The sequence below is a fragment of the Pantoea sp. CTOTU46764 genome, assembly GCF_031974595.1.
GTDB lineage: Bacteria > Pseudomonadota > Gammaproteobacteria > Enterobacterales > Enterobacteriaceae > Pantoea > Pantoea trifolii.
On the sequence record NZ_DALYOQ010000021.1, the window covers coordinates 37,680 to 59,160 of the forward strand.

A 21,481-nucleotide genomic window follows, 5' to 3' on the forward strand; every position below is an offset into this window, starting at 1 on the left:
ACGCTGCAGAAAACTGAGCAAGCCATCAACCAGTTAAACAAGCAGCCTGCATCTTCTTTGTTACTGGATCTGGCTCAAGCCACGCCAGAAAGCTGCCAGCAGTTGGCCGATCAGGTCGCTGCGCTGGTGCCGCGTCTGGATGGCGTGCTGCACAATGCCGGCATTCTGGGAGAAATCGTGCCGCTGGAAGAACTCGATCCGCAGATTTGGCGTGACGTGATGCAGATTAACCTTGATGCCACCTTCTATTTAACCCAGGCATTACTGCCGCTGCTGCTGCAATCGGATGCCGGGTCACTGGTATTTACCACCTCCAGCGTGGGCCGCACCGGACGTGCCGGCTGGGGCGCGTATGCGGTTTCGAAGTTTGCCACTGAAGGCATGATGCAGGTACTGGCAGACGAGTATAAAAACCGTCATCTACGAGTGAACTGCATCAATCCTGGCGGCACGCGCACCAAAATGCGCGCCAGCGCCTTCCCGGAAGAGGATGCCAATTTACTCAAAACCCCGGCTGATTTGATGCCGCTCTACCTCTATTTAATGGGCGATGACAGTCGTCGTAAAACCGGCACCAGCTTCGATGCGCAGCCGGGACGTAAAGCGGGGCCAGCAACCGCATGAGCGATCGCCATCAGCAACGTCAGCAACGACTAAAAGAGCAAGTCGATGCTCGTATCGCCGCCGCCACCGAAACGCGCGGCATTTTGATGGTGTTCACCGGTAACGGCAAAGGCAAAACTACCGCCGCTTTCGGCACCGCGTTGCGCGCCTGCGGGCACAGTAAAAAAGTGGCGGCGGTTCAGTTTATTAAAGGCGAATGGCCAAACGGTGAACGCAACCTGCTGGAGCAGCACGGCGTCGAATTTCAAGTGATGTCTACCGGTTTTACCTGGGATACACAGAATCGCGAGACCGATACCGCCGCCTGTCAGTTGGTGTGGCAGCATGCGCGTCGCATGTTGGCCGATGACAGCGTCGATCTGGTGATCCTCGATGAAATCACTTACATGGTGAGCATGGATTATCTGGATTTAGCCGAGCTGGTGGATATGCTGCAACAGCGCCCTGCACAGCAAAGCGTGATTATTACTGGTCGCGGCTGTCATCGTACGTTACTGGATTTGGCGGATACCGTGACGGAAATGCGTCCGGTGAAGCATGCGTTCGATGCGGGAATTCAGGCACAGCAAGGAATTGACTGGTAAAATGCTGACGCCGCAATTAACGGCGTCAGGCTTCGCATCAGGAACCGCGTTTGGTGTTATTACGACGCGGATTGTTGCTCACCACACCGTGACGTTTTACCGCACGACGGATTTGGTTAGCCTTGGTGCGACGACGATCCTTTTCGACGGCAACTTTAGTCACCGTCTCTTCCGGCATACTGACTAACGTACGCAGATAGTTAACCGCCGGTAATTCCATCTCGATCCAGCCGCCGCGTGGCAGGCCTTTCGGCAACTGGATATCACCGTAACGCACGCGCATCAGGCGACTAACCTGCACGCCGACCGCTTCCCACAAACGACGCACTTCGCGGTTACGTCCTTCGGTGAGCGTCACGTTGTACCATTGGTTAATGCCTTCGCCACCGGCGAACTTAATGGTTTTGAACGATGCCGGGCCATCTTCCAGCTGCACGCCTTTGCTCAGCTGACGGATTTTATCGTCATCGACTTCACCAAACACACGAACCGCGTATTCACGCTCAACTTCACGGCTTGGGTGCATTAAACGGTTAGCCAGTTCACCATCGGTGGTGAACAGCATCAAACCGCAGGTATTCACATCCAGACGACCAACGGCAATCCAGCGTGAACCACGCAGACGCGGCAGACGATCAAACACGGTTGGACGCCCTTCCGGATCGTTACGCGTGCAGAGCTCACCTTCCGGTTTGTAGTACGCCAGTACGCGGCACACTTCGGTCGCCGATTCAGCGATGGACACCAGATGGCCATCAATACGAATTTTCAGGGATTTATCACTTTCAACACGATCGCCAAGCGTCGCCAGTTTGCCGTCAACGCTGACGCGTCCGGCTGAAATCATGGTTTCGATTTCGCGACGCGAACCGTGACCGGCGCGCGCTAATACTTTCTGTAATTTTTCGCTCATGGAGCCTCGTTGTCGCCTTCCCAGGCGTCGTGGTAAGAAGAGGTACGATACAGGGATTACCAATTCCCATATCAGAATCTGTTACCGCTCTGCATCGCTGATGCAATCTCAGACGGCCCGCGATTTTACACTAACGCAAGTTTTGTTAACACCTTTTCCTTTGCTGCCGATAACAGAGGGTCCGTTAAAAACGGCTTAATAAGCACCACGGCAATAAACATTCAGCTGACTGATAGATCGATCTCATTTTCGTCATCAGCATTTATGCCAAGTGACTGAAATATTGTCACTTACCCCATACCTCTCACGCCTCAATCAGCCCCCAACTTAAGCCATCTGATACATTAGCGCTTCGCAAGCCTGTAAGGGCACTATTGCGCGCCACGCTTACGGATAATCACAAACTTTAAATCTAGTTAAAAATAACAAAACAGCATAAAACACTATTTAATGGCGTTAAATAAGCCCTTTACCGGTAATAAATATAAATTGATAGTTTATTGGCACTACAGGTTGGATTAAGTCTGTATTTTTGTATTTTTTGATTAATATTAAATTTGCTGAATTGTTCTGAAGAAAAAACTGTGTAAAATTTAAGCCTGAAATCCAGTGAGTCGTCATAATAACATAGCTTTTATTTACTGTTTATATTCGTTCAACTAACAATTCATTAACGTTCACTGTGTAATTTCACTGATATTATAAACCGGCGCGCGCGGGATTTGACGCGTTTATTGATTTACGGAATGAAGTTAATTTGCATGTCGAAAGTCTTCACCAGGGATTTTACGGACATGCTTAAATGAAGATCACTGCCATGAAAACCTCTCTGCTTTGGCCTGCGCTTGCTGCGCTGGCACTGAGCGGTTGTTCCGTGGGCCATACTGAGTACAGTCGTACTGCGATGCAACACGTTGATATGAGCGTGACTGGCATCCCGACTGTGTTGGGTTTGGGCATCCTCGGCACAACCATTCCTTTGACGCCAGAATACAGCCTGACGGCAGCGCACGTGGCAAAAACCGCCGTGCAACGTGTCAAGGCTTATCATCCCTATTGCGACGTCGCGATTATTTATCATAAGAATAGCCCAGAAACGCTGGCTAAATTCCGCAGCGGTGCGATTGGTGAACCGATTAAAATGTACGGTTACAGCTTTATTTCCGCTATGCCGGTGGAATCGAGCGGCGTTAATTTAGCGCGCACCGCAATTACCAATAAATGGAATAAAAAGCCCTGCATGGCGATGGCATCAAATGCTGGCGTTGTACAGGGAATGTCAGGTGGCGCGGTATATAATGCTGACCAAACTATTGGCGGCGTGATTGTCGGTTACAGCCATGAAATATCTAACGTGCGCAGCAAGAAAGTTATCTTAAAAGATGTCTCTCTGTATATTCCGTACGGGGATTTCAAAAAATGGCTGGAATCCAATATTGGCCAGACGCAGAACGCCACGCCTGACCATGCATAATTATTCGAACGGGCGCGTGTCACCGACGCCTTCGCGCACCACCACTGGCGCATCGCTGGTGAGGTCGATCACCGTGGTTGGCTGCTGTCCCAGCGTGCCGCCATCAATGATCAGATCCACCAGCTTGCCAATGCTGTACTGAATCTCTTCCGGATCGGACTCGGTAAAATCGTTACCCGGCAACATCAGCGAGGTCGACATCATCGGTTCGTTGAGGCGCTCCAGTATTGCCAGCGCTACCGGATTGGACGGCACGCGCAGACCGATGGTTTTACGTTTGTCATTCATCAGACGACGCGGCACTTCTTTCGTCGCCTTCAAAATGAAGGTGTAATTGCCCGGCGTGTTATTTTTCAGGATGCGAAACGCGGAGTTATCCACCTGCGCGTACGTCGACAGCTCCGACAAATCGCGACACATCAGCGTGAAGTTGTGATTGCCATCCAATTGGCGAATGCGACAAATGCGCTCCATGGCATTTTTCTCTTCCAGACGGCAACCCAGCGCATAGCCAGAATCGGTGGGATAAACAATCACGCTGCCTTTATTCAGATAATCAACGGCCTGATTCACCAGGCGCGGCTGCGGATTGTCGGGGTGAATGTGAAAATATTGACTCATAAAAACCTCATATCACCTGTCTGTAACAGCAATGCTGGGCGCCAACTCGGGGAAGCGCTCCCAAACTGGCTCCACGCCGCCCGGTAACCATAACTTGCGTCCCAGTTCTATCCACGGACAAGGTTGGTGAAAATCTGATCCCTGCGACCCGGCTAACTGATGGTCACGCGCATAAGTTGCCAGCTGCGTGCGCTCGTTTGGCGCTTGCTGACACTGCGCGACTTCCATGGCATCGCCGCCCACGTCGGCAAAATGCGCAATCAGCCGCTTTAACCATTTAGCCGACAAACCATAACGACCGGGATGCGCCAAAACGGCATAGCCGCCAGAATGATGAATAGCATCAATGGCTTGTTTAATTGTACACCATTGCGGAGGCACGTAGCCGGTTTTCCCGCGCGCCAGATAATTCTTGAACACCTGCGCCATATTATCGGCTTTGCCAATCTCCACCAGATAACGCGCAAAATGGCCACGCGTAATCAGGCCGCCTTGCGCCAGACGTTGGGCCCCGGCCAGCGCATCAGGAATGCGCGCACGCTCAAGGCGTTCGGCAATTTGCTGCGCGCGATCCACACGTGTCTGATACTGTTGCGCGAGGAATTCAGTCAGCGCGGGATGCTGGCAATCGACATTCAGCCCCACAATATGGATTTCGTGGTTTTCCCATAAGGTTGACGCTTCTAAACCGGCCAGTACGCGGATCGGCAGATCCTGTTGCACCACTGCCGCCTGCGCTTCTGCCACGCCCGCCACCGTGTCGTGATCGGTAATCGCTAGCACGCCGACTTTCATCTCAACCGCACGCTGTACCAGCGCAGTCGGCGTTAATAAGCCGTCAGAAGCCAGCGTATGGCTGTGTAAATCATAAAGGGGAAAACGAGCGATGTCCGACAAGATAACTCCAGCAACTGCATAAACCGGCAGGCATGATAACGATTTTGTCCCTGGCTGAAAAAGGGTATTGACATTTTTCGCCCGAACCAGTTAACTAGTACACAAGTTCACACGTAACGGGTATTTAATCATGACTATTTTCGGTACGCTTTTAAATGGTTGGTGGCGCGAAGATCCCTTTATCGGGCGACATCGTCGTGCACAACTCGCGTAACCGCAGTGCAGATTGATACCTAAGCCCGCCACCGAGCGGGCTTTTTTTTGAGCGAAATTCAGAGAATCCATTATGGCTATTGCGAAACCTACATTGAAGTTGATAACCGGTACCGCGCCCTACCGCGAAGATCCGGCCGCAGTGTTTCATCAGTTATGCGGCGCACGTCCAGCAACTCTGCTGCTTGAATCCGCTGATATCGACAGCAAACAAAACCTGAAAAGCCTGTTAATCGTCGATAGCGCGCTGCGCGTCAGCGCGCTGGGCAACATCGTCACCATCAAAGCGCTGTCGGAAAATGGTCGCGCCATCTTGCCGCTGCTGGATGAGGCGCTGCCACCTGAAGTGCGCATCGATGTGCGCCCTGATGGCCGCGAGCTGCATTTCACCCAGCCGCAAGGTATGCAGGACGAAGATTCGCGCCTGAAAGCCCTTTCCGTGTTTGATGCGCTGCGCCTGATTCCGCAACTGGTGAACAGCCCGGAAGACGAGCGCGAAGCGATGCTGCTCGGTGGCTTGTTCGCTTATGACTTAGTCGCGGGCTTCGAAGATCTGCCAGAGCTGCGCAACGAACAGCGTTGCCCGGATTACTGCTTCTATCTGGCCGAAACCTTACTGGTGATCGACCATCAGCAGCGCACGGCGCGCCTGCAAGCCAGCTTATTCAGCCCATCGACCAGCGAGTTTCAGCGCCTGCAAGGCCGCATTGAACAACTACGCGGCCAGATGACGCAAGCTGCGCCAGCGTTGCCGGTTCAGCGCGTCGAGCAAATGACGCTGAGCACCAGTCAAAGCGACGAAGAGTATTGCAACGTGGTACGTGAGATGCAGGAAGCGATTCGCATCGGCGAAATCTTCCAGGTGGTCCCTTCACGTCGCTTCTCGCTGCCGTGCCCTTCTCCACTGGCCGCTTACGATACGCTGAAAAACAGCAATCCGAGCCCTTATATGTTCTTTATGCAGGATCAGGACTTCGCATTATTTGGCGCCTCGCCAGAAAGCTCACTGAAATATGACGCGACCTCGCGCCAGATTGAGATCTACCCGATTGCTGGAACCCGTCCACGCGGCCGCCATGCTGATGGCTCGCTAGACCGCGATCTCGACAGCCGCATCGAACTGGAAATGCGCACCGATCATAAAGAGATGGCCGAGCACCTGATGCTGGTGGATTTAGCGCGTAACGATTTGGCGCGCATCTGCGTGCCGGGCAGCCGCTACGTGGCTGACCTGACCAAAGTGGACCGCTACTCGTTCGTGATGCATCTGGTGTCACGCGTGGTGGGCACGCTGCGCGCAGACCTCGACGTGCTGCACGCGTACCGCGCCTGCATGAACATGGGCACGCTGAGTGGCGCACCGAAAGTGCGTGCGATGCAGCTGATTGCCGGAAAAGAAGGTACACGTCGCGGCAGCTACGGCGGCGCAGTGGGTTATTTCACCGCTAACGGCGATCTGGATACCTGCATCGTTATCCGTTCCGCGTGGGTCGAAGACGGTGTCGCCACCGTGCAAGCCGGTGCCGGTGTGGTGCTGGATTCACAGCCACAGGCAGAAGCGGACGAGAGCCGCAACAAAGCGCGCGCGGTACTGCGTGCCATCGCAACAGCCCATCACTGCAAGGAGATTTTCTGATGGCCGATATCCTGCTGCTCGATAACATCGACTCCTTTACTTACAACCTCGTTGATCAGCTGCGTACTTTCGGCCACAACGTGGTGATTTACCGCAACAACGTGCCCGCAGAAGTGCTGATTGAACGCCTGCAGCAGATGGAGAATCCGATTCTGATGCTGTCGCCGGGTCCGGGCGCGCCGAAAGATGCCGGTTGCATGCCAGATTTACTGCAAGCGCTGCGCGGCCGCCTGCCGATTATCGGGATCTGTCTCGGTCATCAGGCGATTGTTGAAGCATACGGCGGACATGTCGGCCAGGCCGGCGAGATCTTGCACGGCAAAGCCTCTTCTATTACCCACGATGGTGAAGGCATGTTCGCTGGCCTGAGCAATCCGCTGCCGGTGGCACGTTATCACTCGCTGGTCGGCAGCAATACGCCAGCCGAATTGACCGTTAACGCCAGCTACAACGGCATGGTCATGGCCGTGCGCCACGATGCCGACCGTGTGTGTGGCTTCCAGTTCCACCCCGAGTCCATTCTCACCACTCAGGGCGCGCGCTTGTTAGAACAGACGTTGGCCTGGGCGCTGGCGAAGTAATAGGGAGATTATGATGCAAACTATTCTGGAAAAACTTTATCAGTCCGAGACGCTGAGCCAGGGCGAAAGCCACCAGCTATTTAGCGCCATTATCACCGGTCAGCTGGAGCCGACGCAGTTAGCCGCCGCGCTGATCGCCATGAAAGTCCGTGGCGAGCGTCCGGAAGAGATCGCCGGTGCCGCTTCCGCGTTGCTGGCCGATGCGAAACCGTTCCCGCGTCCGGATTACACCTTTGCCGATATCGTTGGTACCGGTGGCGACGGCAGCAACAGCATCAACATTTCTACCGCCAGCGCCTTTGTCGCGGCGACCTGTGGCCTGAAAGTGGCGAAGCACGGCAATCGCAGCGTCTCCAGCAAATCTGGATCTTCCGACCTGCTGGCGGCATTTGGCATCAATCTGGATATGCCAGCCGAACAGGCACGCAAGGCGCTGGACGATCTCAACGTCTGCTTCCTGTTTGCCCCGCAGTATCACAGCGGTTTCCGTCACGCGATGCCGGTACGCCAGCAGTTGAAAACCCGAACGATCTTTAACGTGCTGGGGCCGCTGATCAATCCCGCGCGTCCACCGCTGGCGGTGATTGGCGTTTATAGCCCAGAACTGGTGCTGCCGATCGCTCAAACGCTGAAAGTGCTCGGCTATCAACGTGCCGCGGTGGTACACGGCGGCGGCATGGATGAAGTGGCGCTGCACAGCCCAACGCAGGTTGCCGAGTTGCGTGATGGCGAAATCACCGGCTATCAGCTGACGCCAGAAGACTTCGGTTTTGGCTTCCATGATAAAGACGCGTTAGCAGGCGGCACGCCGGAAGAAAACCGTGACATTCTGACCCGTTTACTCCAGGGTAAAGGCCAGCCCGCCCATGAGCAGGCGGTTGCGGTGAACGTCGCAATGTTACTGAAAGTGTTCGGAAATGAAGATTTGCGCGACAACGCACAGCGCGCCATCGCTGCCATTCGCAGCGGACAGGCTTACGAACGCGTTGTCGCTCTGGCAGCGAGAGGATGAGATGAGTATTAAGGGCACTGTTTTAGAGAAAATCGTACAAGATAAAGCCGTCTGGGTTGAAGCGCGCAAAGCACAGCAGCCGCTGGCCACCTTCCAGAACGATTTGCAGCCTGCGGAACGTCATTTTTACGATGCACTGCGTGGCTCACGCACCGTATTCATCCTGGAGTGCAAAAAAGCCTCGCCTTCCAAAGGGCTGATTCGCGAGGATTTCGATCCCGCGACTATTGCTGGCGTTTACCGTCACCACGCTTCGGCGGTATCGGTGTTGACCGATGAAAAATACTTCCAGGGCGATTTTGCCTTCCTGCCGATTGTCAGCGCCGCCATCACGCAACCGGTGTTGTGCAAAGACTTCATCATCGATCCGTACCAGATCTATCTGGCGCGCCATTATCAAGCCGATGCCATCCTGCTGATGTTATCGGTGCTGGATGATGAGCAATATCGTCAGCTCGCCGCTGTGGCGCACAGCCTGAAAATGGGCGTGCTGACCGAAGTGAGTAATGAAGAAGAGATGGAACGTGCCATCGCGCTGGAAGCCAAAGTCGTCGGCATTAATAACCGCGATCTGCGCGACCTCTCCATCGACCTGAACCGCACGCGTCAGTTAGCGCCGCGTCTCGGACATGGCGTCACCGTCATTAGCGAATCTGGCATCCACAATTACACGCAGGTGCGTGAATTGAGCCACTTCGCTAATGGCTTCCTGATTGGCTCCGCGCTGATGGAAGAAGCGGATCTTAACGCTGGCGTGCGTCGCGTGTTGCTCGGCGATAACAAAGTCTGCGGCCTGACACGCGCTGAAGATGCACGTACAGCGCAGGAAGCTGGCGCCATTTACGGTGGCTTGATCTTCGCCGAAGGCTCGCCGCGTAAGATCAGCATTGAGCAGGCGCAGGCGGTTCAGGCTGCCGCCCCGCTGAAGTATGTAGGCGTGTTCCGCAACAACGCGGCAAGTGACATTGTCACGCTTGCGGAGACGTTGAAGCTCACCGCAGTACAACTGCACGGCGATGAAGATCAGGCGTTTGTCGCACAACTGCGTCAGGCGCTGCCAGCAAACACCAAAATCTGGAAAGCGCTGAGCATCAAAGATCACTTACCTGCGCACGACTGGCCGCACGTCGATCGCTACGTGTTTGATAACGGCCAGGGCGGCACCGGCCAGCGTTTCGATTGGTCACTGCTGCAAGGCCAGGATCTCAGCAACGTATTGCTGGCCGGTGGCTTAAGCGCTGACAACTGCGTTGAAGCCGCGCAGTTGGGCTGTGCCGGCCTCGATTTCAACTCCGGCGTAGAATCTGCGCCAGGCATTAAAAATGCCAGTAAAGTCGCGGCGGTATTCCGCACGCTGCGCGCTTATTAATTTCGCTTGCCCGCCATCGCGCGGGCCGAATAAGGAAAATGAAAAAATGACCACGTTATTAAATCCCTATTTTGGCGAGTTTGGCGGCCAATATGTGCCGCAAATCCTGATGCCAGCTTTGCGCCAGCTGGAAAATGCGTTTGTTGAAGCGCAGCGCGATCCCGAGTTTCAGGCCGAATTTACTGACCTGCTGAAAAACTACGCTGGACGCCCAACGGCGTTGACGCTGTGCAGCAACCTGACCAAAGGTACCAAAACCCGCCTTTATCTGAAGCGTGAAGATTTGCTGCACGGTGGCGCGCACAAAACCAACCAAGTGCTGGGTCAGGCGCTGTTGGCTAAGCGTATGGGTAAAAACGAGATCATCGCGGAAACCGGCGCCGGTCAGCACGGCGTGGCGTCAGCGTTAGCCTGTGCCCTGCTGGGTATGAAGTGCCGCATCTATATGGGCGCGAAAGATGTTGAACGTCAATCACCAAACGTATTCCGTATGCGTTTAATGGGCGCGGAAGTGATTCCAGTGCATAGCGGCTCAGCTACGCTGAAAGATGCCTGTAACGAGGCGCTGCGCGACTGGTCTGGCAGCTATGAAACCGCGCACTACATGCTCGGCACCGCCGCAGGCCCGCACCCGTTCCCGACGATCGTACGCGAATTCCAGCGCATGATTGGCGAAGAGACCAAAGCCCAGATTCTGGAGCGCGAAGGTCGTCTGCCCGATGCGGTGTTAGCCTGCGTGGGCGGTGGTTCGAACGCTATCGGTATGTTCGCTGATTTCATCGAAGAAGAAAGCGTTGGCCTGATCGGCGTTGAACCGGCGGGTCACGGTATCGAAACCGGTGAACACGGTGCGCCGCTCAAGCACGGTCGCGTCGGGATCTACTTCGGTATGAAAGCGCCGATGATGCAGACCGAAGAGGGGCAGATTGAAGAATCCTACTCCATCTCTGCGGGCCTGGACTTCCCATCGGTGGGACCTCAACATGCGCATCTGAACAGCATCGGCCGCGCGGAATATGTGTCGATAACCGATGATGAAGCGCTCAGCGCCTTCAAAGAGCTGTGCCGTGCTGAAGGGATTATTCCTGCACTCGAATCCTCACATGCGCTGGCACATGCGCTGAAAATGATCCGCGAAAATCCGGAAAAAGAGCAGCTGCTGGTAGTAAACCTTTCCGGACGCGGCGATAAAGACATCTTCACCGTTCACGATATTTTGAAAGCCAAGGGAGAGATCTGATGGAACGTTATAATCAGCTGTTTCAACGTCTGTCGGCGCAGAAAGAAGGCGCGTTCGTCCCCTTCGTTACCCTCGGCGATCCATCACCTGAACTGTCGCTGAAAATTATCGATACTTTGGTGGAAGGCGGTGCGGACGCGTTAGAGCTCGGTATTCCGTTCTCTGATCCGCTGGCCGATGGCCCAACCATTCAGGGCGCGACGCTGCGTGCCTTTGCTTCCGGCACCACCGTGGCGCAGTGTTTTGAAATTCTGGCCACCGTGCGTCAGAAATATCCCGACCTGCCGATTGGCTTGCTGATGTACGCCAATCTGGTGTTCAGCAAAGGTATCGACAACTTTTATGCGCAGTGTGAAGCGGTGGGCGTCGATTCCGTGCTGGTAGCTGATGTGCCGCTGGAAGAGTCTGCGCCGTTCCGTCAGGCTGCGATGCGCCATAATGTGGCACCGATCTTTATCTGTCCGCCAAATGCCGACGATGAATTGCTGCGCGAGATTGCTGCGCACGGTCGCGGTTACACTTATCTGCTGTCACGCGCAGGCGTCACCGGTTCAGAAAATCGAGCCAGCCTGCCGCTGCATCACCTGATCGAAAAACTGCGTGAGTTTAACGCTGCGCCACCGCTGCAGGGCTTTGGTATCTCTGAGCCTGGCCAGGTGAAAGAAGCGATCGCTGCGGGGGCGGCTGGTGCCATTTCCGGTTCGGCGATTGTGAAAGTCATTGAACGTAACCAGAATGATCCGGCAACGCTGCTCAGCGAGCTGAAAGCCTTTGTGAGCAGCCTGAAAGCGGCCACTCGCTAAAATCCTTCATGGCCTTATTCCCGCGTGGATAAGGCCTTTTTACCGCCATAAACCTCCCCCCTGCTCATTTTCTCGGCCACTCTCAGCTTTTCATACCCAACTAAAACTGGGATTGGATCAATAAGTGGCAAAAATTCCCTATTTCTCACTTTTTTGCACCCGCCGATTTGCCGATTTCGCATCGCCAGACCACAATTAACTGCGCCGCCCCATTGCGGCGAAACATCATCTAAGACAGGGAGATAACCAATGAATTTTTTCAAAGTCGTTGCAGGATTTATGATGGCTGCGGTAATGGCGCTGGCTCTTAGCGCGTGTGCACCCACAGCAACCAAAGAAGGCACTGGCGGTTACATCGACGATACCGTTGTGACCACCAAAGTTAAGGCTCAGCTATTGAATGACGAGTCGCTGAAATCGACCGAAATCAATGTTGAAACCTTTAAGGGTAAAGTTCAGCTGAGCGGTTTTGTCAGCTCACCGCAGATGGCAAATCGCGCAGTGGCAGTAACGCGTAGCGTGCCAGGCGTGAAATCTGTGGTTAACAATATGCAGATCAAATAACACAACGGGCGACCTTCGGGTCGCCCGCTTCATTTCTGGTTGCCGATTAGAATCGATATCCAGCACCAAAGAAGAACACCCACGGATCAATACGCGTGTTGATGTTTTGCTGCTCACCACCGGCTTTGAATTTCACTTCGGTATCAATATCCATGTACCACAACGATGCATTCAGCATCCAGTCACGGTTGATTTGATAATCCAGACCAACCTGGCCCGCCATGCCCCACGAGTCTTTCACGCTCAGGTCACTTAAGCCGGCATCCTGTCCAGTCTGATTGAATTTGGCATCATAGAAGGTGGTGTAGTTGATACCCACGCCAACATACGGGCGAACTTTGCTTTTGCTATCAAAGAAATAGTACTGCGCCATCAAGGTTGGCGGCAGCTGACGCACGGTGGCCAGATTTCCGGTGGCGCCCAGTCCAACCTTATGACGAAACGGTGTGGCGGCCAGCAGCTCAACGCCGATGTTATCCGTCGCCATATAGGTAAAGGTTAAACCCAACTGCGTATCGTTGCTAACGTTAAAGCCGCCCATACCCAGCACATTGTCAGAGCCTTCGGTCGGACGAACGGTGGCGCTACCTGCACGCATAAAGAAATCACCGGCTTCATGAGCCAGAGCCAGTTGCGGAATTGCCAGCGCCATCAGCAGTGCGCATTTTGCCAGTTTCATAATCACTCCTTTGCCAAAAAAGATGGGTCTCAATGTTGAATGCGGCACAACATTTACCCCTTTTTTGGTAAAAGATCATCTGCATCAATCCAAATTAATCACTTAAAAAACAATGGATTGATTCAGATCAATTTTGTCCTTACACCGCGTAATAAAAGTCCGCTTGCGAAAATTTCTCGCCGTGATTAATTTACCTTTCCCCTATGTGATTTTGGTTCGATGCCTTGGGAGTGGCGGGCGATCAGATGAGCGATTCACTAAACCCTTGTATGACGTGTGGCGCATGTTGCGCGCACTTTCGTGTCTCTTTTTACTGGGCCGAAGCCGATGATGGCGCCGGTGCCGTTCCCGTTGAATTAACCGAGCCGTTAGGCCTATTTATGCGCAATATGCGCGGCACCAACCAACCTCAACCGCACTGTGTTGCGCTACAGGGAGAGGTCGGCGGCTGTGTCTCCTGCGGCATTTATCAGCAGCGTCCTTCGCCCTGCCGGGAGTTTTCGATGTCCGGCGAGAACGGTGAACTGAACGAAGCCTGCGATCGCGCCCGTGCTCGCTATGGTCTTCCTGCGCTTTTTCACCCTTCTTTACCTGTTATGACAGAAAGTTATCCCAATGCGGGTGCCAGCACGCCAGTAGAACATGTACAATCGCCGGGTTAATTAATCCGGTTCTTTCAAGGAGTTTACATGTCTATCACGGCAAGCTCGTTATACCGTGACACAGGAAATTTTTTGCGCCATCAGCTGGTTACTATTTTACTGCTGGCGCTGCTGACCTCGTTCATCACTGTGATCGTCGGCCACGCGTTAACGCCAGGTGAAGACCAGCTCTCATTATTGAGCCAGTCAGATGACAGCGCATCCTCGCTGTTTGAGCTGGTACAAAATATGTCTCCGGATCAGCAGCGTATTTTGCTGCGCGCTTCCGCTGCAGGCACGTTTGCTGCATTGATTGGTAATACGCTGCTGCTGGGTGGCATGCTGTTCCTGATCCCAATGGTGTCGGGCGGACAACGCGTGAGCGCGCTGCGTGCTATGGGTGCGTCTGCGCCGATCCTGCCAAAGCTGCTGCTGCAGACCTTCCTGATCACCTTGCTGGTACAGCTGGGCTTTATGGTGCTGATGGTACCGGGCGTGATTCTGGCCATCCTGTTTTCGCTGGCGCCGGTGATTCTCGCTAATGAAAAGCTCGGCGTGATTGGCGCAATGCGCGCCAGTATGCGTCTCGCCTGGAAGAATATTAAGGTTATTGCACCGGCCATTGTGCTGTGGCTGCTGGCCAAAATTGTACTGATGTTCTTCTTTTCATCGCTGACCGTGCTGCCTGCCAACATCGCCTCCGTGGTGTTAAACGCGCTGGGTAATCTGGTCTCCGCAGTGCTGATTATTTATCTGTACCGGCTGTATATGCTGTTACGTTAATCGTTATGGCGCTCTTCCGGGCGCCATAGCTGAACGCTCCTGCTCTAATTGGAAACGCTATGAAGCAGTTACTCGATTTTCTTCCCCTGGTGGTTTTCTTCATCTTCTACAAGCTATACGACATCTTTGTCGCCTCCGGCGCGTTGATTGTTGCCACCGGTTTGGCGCTGGTCGTCAGTTGGGTGCTCTATCGCAAGCTGGAAAAGATGACCATTTTCACCTTTGTGTTGGTTGCGGTATTCGGCACGCTAACGCTGGTATTCCATAACGATGAATTCATCAAATGGAAAGTTACGGTTATTTATTCGCTATTTGCCGTTGCGCTGCTCTACAGCCAGTGGTTTATGAAGCAACCACTGATCCAAACCATGTTGGGTAAAGAGTTACAACTGCCGTCAGGCGTGTGGCGCAATCTCAACATTGCCTGGGCAATTTTCTTCTTCGCCTGCGGCTTAGCGAATATTTATGTTGCGTTTTGGTTATCGCAGGAATTTTGGGTTAACTTTAAAGTGTTCGGTCTGACCGGCCTGACCCTACTCTTCACCCTGTTAAGCGGCGTGTATATCTGGCGACAGATGCCGCAACAAGAACAAAAATAATGCCACTCCGCCCGACAGCGTCGGGCTTCTCTTCACCTGCAGAAGAACTGAGCAATGGACGAAAAACATAAGTCGCCGCAAGGCGAGATGGTGTTGCGTACCCTGGCCATGCCAGCGGATACCAATGCCAACGGTGATATCTTTGGTGGCTGGTTGATGTCGCAGATGGATATGGGCGGCGCAATCAAGGCGAAAGAGATTGCCGAAGGACGTGTTGTTACCGTGCGCGTGGATGGAATGACGTTCCTTAAACCCGTAGCGGTTGGCGATGTGGTGAGCTGCTACGCACGCTGCATACGCACCGGCAACAGTTCCATGACCATTAACGTCGAAGTGTGGATCAAGAAAGTGTCGTCAGAACCGATTGGACAGACTTACTGCGCAACTGAAGCGGTGTTTGTCTACGTTGCCGTCGACAATACCGGGCAATCTCGCCCATTACCGCCCGGCAGAAGCAATTTAAGCGATCTGTAACACGAAAAAAGCGGTCATCTGACCGCTTTCTTTTTGCCTCTCAGCCACGAGTGCTTATTCGATATTGGCGCCACCATTGATGCGGAATACGATGTTCATGGTCAGATTCTTGCCCGGACGACCCGGCTGATAACGCCATTTCTTCATCGCCTGCTTCACTTCGCGCTCGAACATGTTGCGCGGTTCAGCCGACAAGATCTGAACGTTATCCACACGACCATCACTATCAACATCAAACTGCACGCGTACACGCCCCTCAACGCGCAGTGCGAACGCACGCGCCGGATAAGCAGGCTTGCTGACGTTCATCGCTTTCGGGCCATCAGAGATGCTTGGCGTTGCGGTTGGATTGGCTTTCGGCGCGGTGGTTGGACGCGTCTGCGTGGTTGGCGCGTCCTGCTTAAACGGATTTTCCTGCGGCTTCACTTCCTGACGCGGTTTCGGCTCAACCTTCTTTTCCACCTTTGGCTTTGGTTTAGGTTTTGGCTTCGGCTTGGGTTCTGGTTTAGGAATCGGCACCGGCTCAACCTTTGGCGGCTCTGGCGCTACTTCAGGTTCTGGCTCAGGCTCGGGAGGTGGCGGCGTAACCTGGGCAGGTGCAGGTTCGGGTTGCACTTCAGGCGCCACCAGCGAAACGCTGATAGGCTGCGACGCTTTTGGAACTTCAATGACCTGATGAAACGATGCATAGAGAATGCCAGCGATCAACGAACCGTGAAGTACCACGGATAAAATTACAGCAATGGGGGTACGTGCAGGTAAAGGCGTAGTCAACGTGGTCATATCATTCATGTTCATTGAGTGAAGCGCAGATTTTAAATGCAAATAGCAATCAGTTTCAATAAGCGATGTAAATGTGGCTGCAGAAAGGCCTTTTTTAACCCTGATTGCGCTGAATGACAGCGTATTTATCTTTCGTTTGCACTCTGATTAACGATCACTTAACGTGTCACGCAATTTCGGCAAGTCTAACGGGAGTATCCCATCGTGCTTTACGTCATTTATGCGGAAGATACCGCTGATTCACTGGAAAAACGCAACTCGGTACGTCCCGCGCATCTTGCTCGTTTACAGCTGTTGCAAGATGAAGGTCGTCTGATTGCTGCGGGTCCGCTGCCAGCGGTTGACAGCAACGATCCAGGCCCGGCCGGTTTCAGCGGTTCCGTGATCATCGCCGAATTCTCTTCACTGGAAGTCGCGGAATCATGGGCCAAGGACGATCCCTACATTGCCGCAGGCGTGTATGAGAAAGTCGCGGTCAAACCGTTCAAACGCGTTTTCTAATCTATGTGGCAGTCAGTTTTACTGCTGGTGATAGCTTTCGCTCTCATCGGCAGAGCATTTTGGCTATGGCGTCAGCAAGGCTGGCGCAACGCTCGGCAGCACATTGTGATGTTAATTGTGCTGGCAGCGGCAGTAGAGATGGTCAATGTCATTCGGGTACTACGCGGCACATAGTGGCCGCGTAAGCCCATCAGACCATTTGCGAGATAAACAGGATGGAGCGGCGATGCTGCTGCGCCACCTGATGACGAATGGTGTGGATGCGTTTATAACGACGCGACTGCCCTTCCAGCCAGCGAGAACGACGACGGTGTACCTGACGTAACATTCTCCAGCGCGCCACTTCATTTTTGCTGCGTCTCATCACATCCTCTCAGACAGGCTAAACTCGGCAGGCATTATAAAGATCTGTTGGGAAATGCCAAATCGAAAGCTTCATCGAAACGTCATTCACGATTAAAGGTTTCACTACCTGTGATCAGCACGTAAACTTTGCACAACAAAGCGCGAACAGGATGTCCACTTAATGACCACATTTTATACCCTCATCAGTTGGTTGCTGCTGTTTGGTTACTGGCTGCTGATTGCGGGTGTCACGCTACGTATTCTGATGAAACGCCGCGCAGTCACCTCTGCAATGGCCTGGCTGCTGATCATCTACATTCTGCCGCTGGTGGGTATAATCGCCTATCTCTCCTTCGGTGAGCTGCATTTAGGTAAACGGCGTGCCGAGCGCGCGCGCACCATGTGGCCTTCTACCGCCAAATGGCTCAACGACCTCAAACAGTGTCGGCATATCTTTGCCACCGAACACAGTGACGTGGCGCGTTCCCTGTTTGATTTGTGCCGCCATCGTCAGGGCATCGCGGGCGTGAAAGGTAATCAGCTGCAGTTGCTGACCAGCTCCGACGACGTGATGCACGCGCTGATTCGCGATATCCAGCTGGCGCGTCACAACATCGAGATGGTGTTCTATATCTGGCATCCCGGCGGGCTGGCTGATGAAGTGGCGGAATCGTTGATGGCCGCGTCGCGTCGCGGTGTGCATTGCCGCTTGATGCTGGATTCAGCGGGCAGCGTGACCTTCTTCCGCAGTCCGTGGGTCAATATGATGCGCAACGCTGGCATCGACGTGGTTGAAGCGTTGCAGGTAAGCCTGCTGCGTGTGTTCCTGCGTCGCATGGACCTACGTCAGCATCGCAAAGTGGTGCTGATCGATAACTACATCGCCTATACAGGCAGCATGAACCTGGTCGATCCACGCTTCTTTAAGCAGGAAGCGGGCGTGGGCCAGTGGATTGATCTCATGGCGCGCATGGAAGGTCCAGTGGCAACCACCATGGGTATTGTGTATGCCTGCGACTGGGAGATTGAAACCGGTAAACGCATTCTGCCACCCGCGCCGGATGGCAACGTGATGCCCTTCGAACAGGAGAGCGGTCATACCATTCAGGTGATCGCTTCTGGTCCCGGTTTTCCGGAAGATATGATCCATCAGGCGTTGCTCACGGCGGTTTACTCCGCGCGTAAGCAACTGATCATGACCACGCCCTACTTTGTGCCGAGCGATGACCTGCTGCACGCCATCTGTACTGCGGCGTTACGCGGGGTGGAAGTGAGCATCATTGTGCCGCGCCATAATGATTCGCTGCTGGTAGGCTGGGCAAGCCGCGCCTTCTTTACCGAGTTGCTGGAAGCGGGCGTAAAGATTTACCAGTTTGAAGATGGCCTGCTGCATACCAAAAGTGTGCTAGTGGATGGGCAATTGAGTTTAGTCGGTACCGTTAATCTGGATATGCGCAGCCTGTGGCTTAATTTTGAGATCACATTGGTGGTTGATGATGATGGCTTTGGCAGCGATCTCGCTACCGTGCAGGACGATTACATCGCCCGCTCACGCTTGCTGGATGGCGCTCGCTGGGCTAAACGTGCCTGGTGGCAACGCATCGTTGAACGACTGTTTTACTTCTTTAGTCCTTTACTGTAAAACGAGCGAAAATATTACCGCCTCAGGGCAAGCAGGAATGACCATGGATTTAAATAATCGCCTTACTGAAGATGAAACGCTGGAACAGGCTTACGATATTTTTCTTGAGCTGGCTGGCGACAATCTCGATCCCGCTGACATTATTCTGTTCAATCTGCAGTTTGAAGAGCGCGGTGGCGCGGAACTGTTCGATCCTGCGGAAGACTGGCAGGAACATGTTGATTTCGATCTCAACCCGGACTTCTTCGCAGAAGTGGTGATTGGCCTGGGTGAAGCTGACGGCGAGCCGATCACTGATGTGTTCGCACGCGTCCTGCTTTGCCGCGAGAAAGATCACAAACTCTGCCACATTCTTTGGCGCGAGTAAGCGACAGATAAAAAAACGCCGGGCAATCGCCCGGCGTTTTCATTTACAGCGGATCAACTTTTAGACAAGACACCGCATGTCGGAAACTGCCTTCCAGCAGCGGCCGGGTTTTAGCGCACTCTGGTCCGGCAATCGGGCAACGCGTGCGGAACACGCAACCTGATGGCGGATTGATCGGTGATGGCAGCTCCCCTTCCAGCAGCTGAATTTGCTTGTTTTTCTCCAGATCCGGATCGGGAATCGGCACCGCAGACATCAGCGCGCGGGTATACGGATGCTGCGGGTTGTTGTACACCGCATCGTAAGTACCCAGCTCAACCGCATGACCGAGATACATCACCAGCACGCGATCGGAGATGTGTTTTACCACCGCCAAATCGTGCGCGATAAAGATCAGTGACAAGCCCATTTCTCGCTGCAATTTCTGCAACAGATTAACGACCTGCGCCTGAATCGACACGTCGAGCGCCGATACCGGCTCATCACAGATAATCAGTTTAGGTTCAAGGATTAGCGCACGCGCAATACCAATACGCTGACACTGACCGCCCGAGAACTCGTGGGGATAGCGGTTGATAAGGTTAGGTAACAACCCAACCTTCATCATCATGCTTTTGACCTTATCCTTCACTTCCTGGCGCGGCATCTTCGGGTAATAGGTGCGCAGTGGTTCGGCAATGATATCGCCAATGGTCATGCGCGGATTAAGCGATGCCAACGGATCCTGAAAGATCATCTGGATATCGCTGCGCGCCTGACGCCACTGCTCCTGACTTTGCCCCAGCAAATCGCGTCCTAACCAGGCGACGCGTCCTTCCGTAGCTTTCACCAGGCCAATGATAGCGCGGGCCAGCGTCGATTTACCGCAACCCGACTCACCAACAACACCCAACGTTTCACCTTCGTAGAGTCGCAGGCTGACGCCGTCGACCGCTTTCAGCGTGTGCGGTGGCTGCCAGAACCACTGTTTGCCATCCTTAATCTCGAAATGCACCTTAAGGTCGGCGATCTCCAGCAGGACTTTTTTCTCTTCGACTACGGTGCTCATACTAATTCCTCCACCGGCTTGAAGCAGGCACGCAAGCGCCCTTCAGCAAAAGGCTCCAGCGGCGGTGCCTTGGCGCAAATGTCCATGGCGTAAGCGCAGCGAGGCTGGAACGGGCAGCCTTGCGGCAGGCGCAGCAAGTTTGGCGGATTGCCTGGAATAGTGGTCAGCGACTCGCCCTCTTCAGCGTCCAGACGTGGCACCGCACTCAGCAAGCCAATCGAGTACGGATGTGCTGGATGATAAAACACATCGCGGGCACGTCCATACTCCATGGTACGACCGGCGTACATCACCAGCACTTTGTCACAGATACCCGCTACCACGCCGAGATCGTGGGTAATCATCACAATCGCGGTATTAAACTCGCGCTTCAGCTCATTCAGCAGTGTCATGATCTGCGCCTGCACGGTGACGTCGAGTGCTGTGGTCGGCTCATCAGCAATCAGCAGCTTCGGCCGACACAGCAGCGCCATCGCAATCATCACACGCTGGCGCATGCCGCCAGAGAATTCATGTGGGAACATCTTCATGCGCTTACGCGCTTCCGGCATTTTCACGGCGTCCAGCATGCGTACCGACTCTTCAAACGCCTGGGCGCTGTTCATGCCTTTATGCAGCTTCAGCACTTCCATTAACTGCTCGCCAACGCGCATATACGGATTCAGCGACGTCATCGGGTCCTGGAAGATCATCGCGATCTGCTCAGCACGCAGTTTGTTCAGTTTGTTTTCTGGCAGATTGAGAATCTCTGCGCCGTTGAATTTTGCTGAACCGCCAATGCGCCCATTTTTTGCCAGCAGCCCCATCAAGGCAAACGCGGTTTGCGATTTCCCCGAGCCGGACTCGCCAACAATGCCCAGCGTTTCACCTGCATGCAGTGAAAAGTTGAGGTCGTTCACAGCGGTAACATCGCCATCGTGGGTGCTGAAGGTGACGCGCAGATCTTTCACATCCAGCAGCAGGTTATTGTTTCCCGCACGTGCAGCCATGGCTGGCTGAAATTCATGAATGGTCATCGGGAAACTCCTTAACGATCTTTCGGGTCGAGGGCATCACGCAAGCCATCGCCGATAAAGTTAAAACAGAAC

At 53.9% G+C, this 21,481-nt stretch carries 23 protein-coding genes, 1 pseudogene and 1 other annotated feature; of the genes and pseudogenes, 16 read left to right on the top strand and 8 right to left on the bottom strand.

Annotated features, from left to right (window positions below; all coding sequences use genetic code 11):
* Positions 1 to 624, top strand: a 624-nt coding sequence (locus tag RTM06_RS09885; RefSeq protein ID WP_312181793.1) for a YciK family oxidoreductase, incomplete at its 5' end; no start/stop codon positions are given.
* The gene (gene cobO / locus RTM06_RS09890; protein ID WP_312181795.1) at positions 621 to 1,208 is read left to right on the top strand and encodes a cob(I)yrinic acid a,c-diamide adenosyltransferase; all 588 of its coding nucleotides are present in this window, start codon (positions 621 to 623) and stop codon (positions 1,206 to 1,208) included. The genes RTM06_RS09885 and cobO, both read left to right, overlap by 4 nt.
* Positions 1,209 to 1,245: 37 nt before the next feature.
* On the opposite strand, the gene rluB is transcribed toward cobO, so the two are convergent.
* On the bottom strand, positions 1,246 to 2,121 hold the full coding sequence (gene rluB, locus RTM06_RS09895) for a 23S rRNA pseudouridine(2605) synthase RluB (RefSeq protein WP_008106535.1): 876 nt from the start codon (positions 2,119 to 2,121) through the stop codon (positions 1,246 to 1,248).
* An 817-nt stretch (positions 2,122 to 2,938) separates the two neighbouring features.
* Here rluB and RTM06_RS09900 point away from each other — a divergent pair.
* On the top strand, positions 2,939 to 3,595 hold the full coding sequence (locus RTM06_RS09900) for a serine protease (RefSeq protein WP_265298043.1): 657 nt from the start codon (positions 2,939 to 2,941) through the stop codon (positions 3,593 to 3,595).
* Here the strand turns inward: RTM06_RS09900 and RTM06_RS09905 are convergent, their stop codons facing one another.
* Positions 3,596 to 4,216, bottom strand: coding sequence for an L-threonylcarbamoyladenylate synthase (locus RTM06_RS09905; RefSeq protein ID WP_008106539.1), 621 nt, complete (start codon positions 4,214 to 4,216; stop codon positions 3,596 to 3,598).
* Positions 4,217 to 4,228: 12 nt separating this feature from the next.
* Positions 4,229 to 5,113: an RNase RNM gene (rnm, locus tag RTM06_RS09910; RefSeq protein ID WP_312181799.1), complete on the bottom strand. Its 885-nt coding sequence runs from the start codon at positions 5,111 to 5,113 to the stop codon at positions 4,229 to 4,231.
* 154 nt (positions 5,114 to 5,267) lie between these two features.
* Positions 5,268 to 5,376: a sequence feature (Trp leader region), on the top strand.
* A gap of 23 nt (positions 5,377 to 5,399) precedes the next feature.
* Here rnm and RTM06_RS09915 point away from each other — a divergent pair.
* The 6 genes and pseudogenes from RTM06_RS09915 to RTM06_RS09940 all read left to right on the top strand — a co-directional run bounded on the left by RTM06_RS09915 (position 5,400) and on the right by RTM06_RS09940 (position 12,531).
* Positions 5,400 to 6,962 (top strand): anthranilate synthase component 1, encoded by a 1,563-nt coding sequence (locus RTM06_RS09915; RefSeq protein WP_265298036.1) that lies wholly within the window; start codon positions 5,400 to 5,402, stop codon positions 6,960 to 6,962.
* Positions 6,962 to 8,555: pseudogene (trpD, locus tag RTM06_RS09920) on the top strand (bifunctional anthranilate synthase glutamate amidotransferase component TrpG/anthranilate phosphoribosyltransferase TrpD). Before RTM06_RS09915 ends, trpD begins: the two are co-directional and overlap by 1 nt.
* A 1-nt stretch (position 8,556) precedes the next feature.
* Complete coding sequence (gene trpCF, locus RTM06_RS09925; protein ID WP_312181801.1) at positions 8,557 to 9,924, top strand: bifunctional indole-3-glycerol-phosphate synthase TrpC/phosphoribosylanthranilate isomerase TrpF; 1,368 nt, start codon at positions 8,557 to 8,559, stop codon at positions 9,922 to 9,924.
* Between the two features lie 46 nt (positions 9,925 to 9,970).
* Entirely contained in the window at positions 9,971 to 11,164 is a 1,194-nt protein-coding gene (gene trpB, locus RTM06_RS09930) for a tryptophan synthase subunit beta (protein ID WP_007892408.1), read from the top strand.
* Positions 11,164 to 11,967, top strand: coding sequence for a tryptophan synthase subunit alpha (gene trpA, locus RTM06_RS09935; protein WP_312181804.1), 804 nt, complete (start codon positions 11,164 to 11,166; stop codon positions 11,965 to 11,967). The genes trpB and trpA overlap by 1 nt, the downstream gene beginning before the upstream one ends.
* A gap of 249 nt (positions 11,968 to 12,216) precedes the next feature.
* A complete protein-coding gene (locus RTM06_RS09940; protein WP_312181806.1) occupies positions 12,217 to 12,531 on the top strand; it encodes a BON domain-containing protein in 315 nt (104 codons plus the stop codon).
* Positions 12,532 to 12,577: 46 nt separating this feature from the next.
* On the opposite strand, the gene ompW is transcribed toward RTM06_RS09940, so the two are convergent.
* On the bottom strand, positions 12,578 to 13,210 hold the full coding sequence (ompW, locus tag RTM06_RS09945; RefSeq protein ID WP_008106557.1) for an outer membrane protein OmpW: 633 nt from the start codon (positions 13,208 to 13,210) through the stop codon (positions 12,578 to 12,580).
* A 245-nt stretch (positions 13,211 to 13,455) separates the two neighbouring features.
* Between ompW and RTM06_RS09950 the strand changes: the two genes are divergently transcribed.
* From RTM06_RS09950 to yciA, 4 genes are read left to right on the top strand one after another with little or no spacing between them, the layout of a single operon-like run.
* Positions 13,456 to 13,872, top strand: coding sequence for a YkgJ family cysteine cluster protein (locus RTM06_RS09950; protein WP_312181808.1), 417 nt, complete (start codon positions 13,456 to 13,458; stop codon positions 13,870 to 13,872).
* Between the two features lie 27 nt (positions 13,873 to 13,899).
* Complete coding sequence (locus RTM06_RS09955) at positions 13,900 to 14,634, top strand: YciC family protein (protein ID WP_256696567.1); 735 nt, start codon at positions 13,900 to 13,902, stop codon at positions 14,632 to 14,634.
* A gap of 59 nt (positions 14,635 to 14,693) precedes the next feature.
* Entirely contained in the window at positions 14,694 to 15,233 is a 540-nt protein-coding gene (locus RTM06_RS09960; protein ID WP_312181812.1) for a septation protein A, read from the top strand.
* Between the two features lie 54 nt (positions 15,234 to 15,287).
* Positions 15,288 to 15,707, top strand: coding sequence for an acyl-CoA thioester hydrolase YciA (gene yciA, locus RTM06_RS09965; protein ID WP_007892397.1), 420 nt, complete (start codon positions 15,288 to 15,290; stop codon positions 15,705 to 15,707).
* Between the two features lie 54 nt (positions 15,708 to 15,761).
* Here yciA and tonB read toward each other — a convergent pair whose 3' ends face one another.
* Complete coding sequence (gene tonB, locus RTM06_RS09970; protein ID WP_312181815.1) at positions 15,762 to 16,490, bottom strand: TonB system transport protein TonB; 729 nt, start codon at positions 16,488 to 16,490, stop codon at positions 15,762 to 15,764.
* Between the two features lie 204 nt (positions 16,491 to 16,694).
* Here tonB and RTM06_RS09975 point away from each other — a divergent pair, with 204 nt between their 5' ends.
* Positions 16,695 to 16,991 (top strand): YciI family protein, encoded by a 297-nt coding sequence (locus RTM06_RS09975; protein WP_008106569.1) that lies wholly within the window; start codon positions 16,695 to 16,697, stop codon positions 16,989 to 16,991.
* Between the two features lie 190 nt (positions 16,992 to 17,181).
* On the opposite strand, the gene RTM06_RS09980 is transcribed toward RTM06_RS09975, so the two are convergent.
* Positions 17,182 to 17,355, bottom strand: a complete 174-nt coding sequence (locus RTM06_RS09980) for a YciY family protein (protein ID WP_007892390.1) — start codon at positions 17,353 to 17,355, stop codon at positions 17,182 to 17,184.
* Between the two features lie 162 nt (positions 17,356 to 17,517).
* Here RTM06_RS09980 and cls point away from each other — a divergent pair, with 162 nt between their 5' ends.
* Both cls and RTM06_RS09990 read left to right on the top strand, forming a co-directional pair.
* Positions 17,518 to 18,978, top strand: a complete 1,461-nt coding sequence (gene cls / locus RTM06_RS09985) for a cardiolipin synthase (RefSeq protein WP_256696570.1) — start codon at positions 17,518 to 17,520, stop codon at positions 18,976 to 18,978.
* Positions 18,979 to 19,015: 37 nt separating this feature from the next.
* On the top strand, positions 19,016 to 19,345 hold the full coding sequence (locus RTM06_RS09990) for an HI1450 family dsDNA-mimic protein (protein WP_196761379.1): 330 nt from the start codon (positions 19,016 to 19,018) through the stop codon (positions 19,343 to 19,345).
* Positions 19,346 to 19,388: 43 nt separating this feature from the next.
* Here RTM06_RS09990 and oppF read toward each other — a convergent pair whose 3' ends face one another.
* Positions 19,389 to 20,393 (bottom strand): murein tripeptide/oligopeptide ABC transporter ATP binding protein OppF, encoded by a 1,005-nt coding sequence (oppF, locus tag RTM06_RS09995; protein WP_258143413.1) that lies wholly within the window; start codon positions 20,391 to 20,393, stop codon positions 19,389 to 19,391.
* Positions 20,390 to 21,409, bottom strand: a complete 1,020-nt coding sequence (locus RTM06_RS10000; RefSeq protein ID WP_061718771.1) for an ABC transporter ATP-binding protein — start codon at positions 21,407 to 21,409, stop codon at positions 20,390 to 20,392. Before RTM06_RS10000 ends, oppF begins: the two co-directional genes overlap by 4 nt.
* Positions 21,410 to 21,481: the final 72 nt, after the last annotated feature.

Excerpts from the sequence above, each read along its gene's own strand:
- cobO (WP_312181795.1), top strand. The coding sequence starts at position 621 with ATGAGCGATCGCCATCAGCAACGTCAGCAACGACTAAAAGAGCAAGTC.
- rluB (WP_008106535.1), bottom strand. The coding sequence starts at position 2,121 with ATGAGCGAAAAATTACAGAAAGTATTAGCGCGCGCCGGTCACGGTTCG.
- RTM06_RS09900 (WP_265298043.1), top strand. The coding sequence starts at position 2,939 with ATGAAAACCTCTCTGCTTTGGCCTGCGCTTGCTGCGCTGGCACTGAGC.
- RTM06_RS09905 (WP_008106539.1), bottom strand. The coding sequence starts at position 4,216 with ATGAGTCAATATTTTCACATTCACCCCGACAATCCGCAGCCGCGCCTG.
- RTM06_RS09915 (WP_265298036.1), top strand. The coding sequence starts at position 5,400 with ATGGCTATTGCGAAACCTACATTGAAGTTGATAACCGGTACCGCGCCC.
- trpCF (WP_312181801.1), top strand. The coding sequence starts at position 8,557 with ATGAGTATTAAGGGCACTGTTTTAGAGAAAATCGTACAAGATAAAGCC.
- trpB (WP_007892408.1), top strand. The coding sequence starts at position 9,971 with ATGACCACGTTATTAAATCCCTATTTTGGCGAGTTTGGCGGCCAATAT.
- trpA (WP_312181804.1), top strand. The coding sequence starts at position 11,164 with ATGGAACGTTATAATCAGCTGTTTCAACGTCTGTCGGCGCAGAAAGAA.
- RTM06_RS09940 (WP_312181806.1), top strand. The coding sequence starts at position 12,217 with ATGAATTTTTTCAAAGTCGTTGCAGGATTTATGATGGCTGCGGTAATG.
- ompW (WP_008106557.1), bottom strand. The coding sequence starts at position 13,210 with ATGAAACTGGCAAAATGCGCACTGCTGATGGCGCTGGCAATTCCGCAA.
- RTM06_RS09950 (WP_312181808.1), top strand. The coding sequence starts at position 13,456 with ATGAGCGATTCACTAAACCCTTGTATGACGTGTGGCGCATGTTGCGCG.
- RTM06_RS09955 (WP_256696567.1), top strand. The coding sequence starts at position 13,900 with ATGTCTATCACGGCAAGCTCGTTATACCGTGACACAGGAAATTTTTTG.
- RTM06_RS09960 (WP_312181812.1), top strand. The coding sequence starts at position 14,694 with ATGAAGCAGTTACTCGATTTTCTTCCCCTGGTGGTTTTCTTCATCTTC.
- yciA (WP_007892397.1), top strand. The coding sequence starts at position 15,288 with ATGGACGAAAAACATAAGTCGCCGCAAGGCGAGATGGTGTTGCGTACC.
- tonB (WP_312181815.1), bottom strand. The coding sequence starts at position 16,490 with ATGACCACGTTGACTACGCCTTTACCTGCACGTACCCCCATTGCTGTA.
- RTM06_RS09980 (WP_007892390.1), bottom strand. The coding sequence starts at position 17,355 with ATGAGACGCAGCAAAAATGAAGTGGCGCGCTGGAGAATGTTACGTCAG.
- cls (WP_256696570.1), top strand. The coding sequence starts at position 17,518 with ATGACCACATTTTATACCCTCATCAGTTGGTTGCTGCTGTTTGGTTAC.
- RTM06_RS09990 (WP_196761379.1), top strand. The coding sequence starts at position 19,016 with ATGACCATGGATTTAAATAATCGCCTTACTGAAGATGAAACGCTGGAA.
- oppF (WP_258143413.1), bottom strand. The coding sequence starts at position 20,393 with ATGAGCACCGTAGTCGAAGAGAAAAAAGTCCTGCTGGAGATCGCCGAC.
- RTM06_RS10000 (WP_061718771.1), bottom strand. The coding sequence starts at position 21,409 with ATGACCATTCATGAATTTCAGCCAGCCATGGCTGCACGTGCGGGAAAC.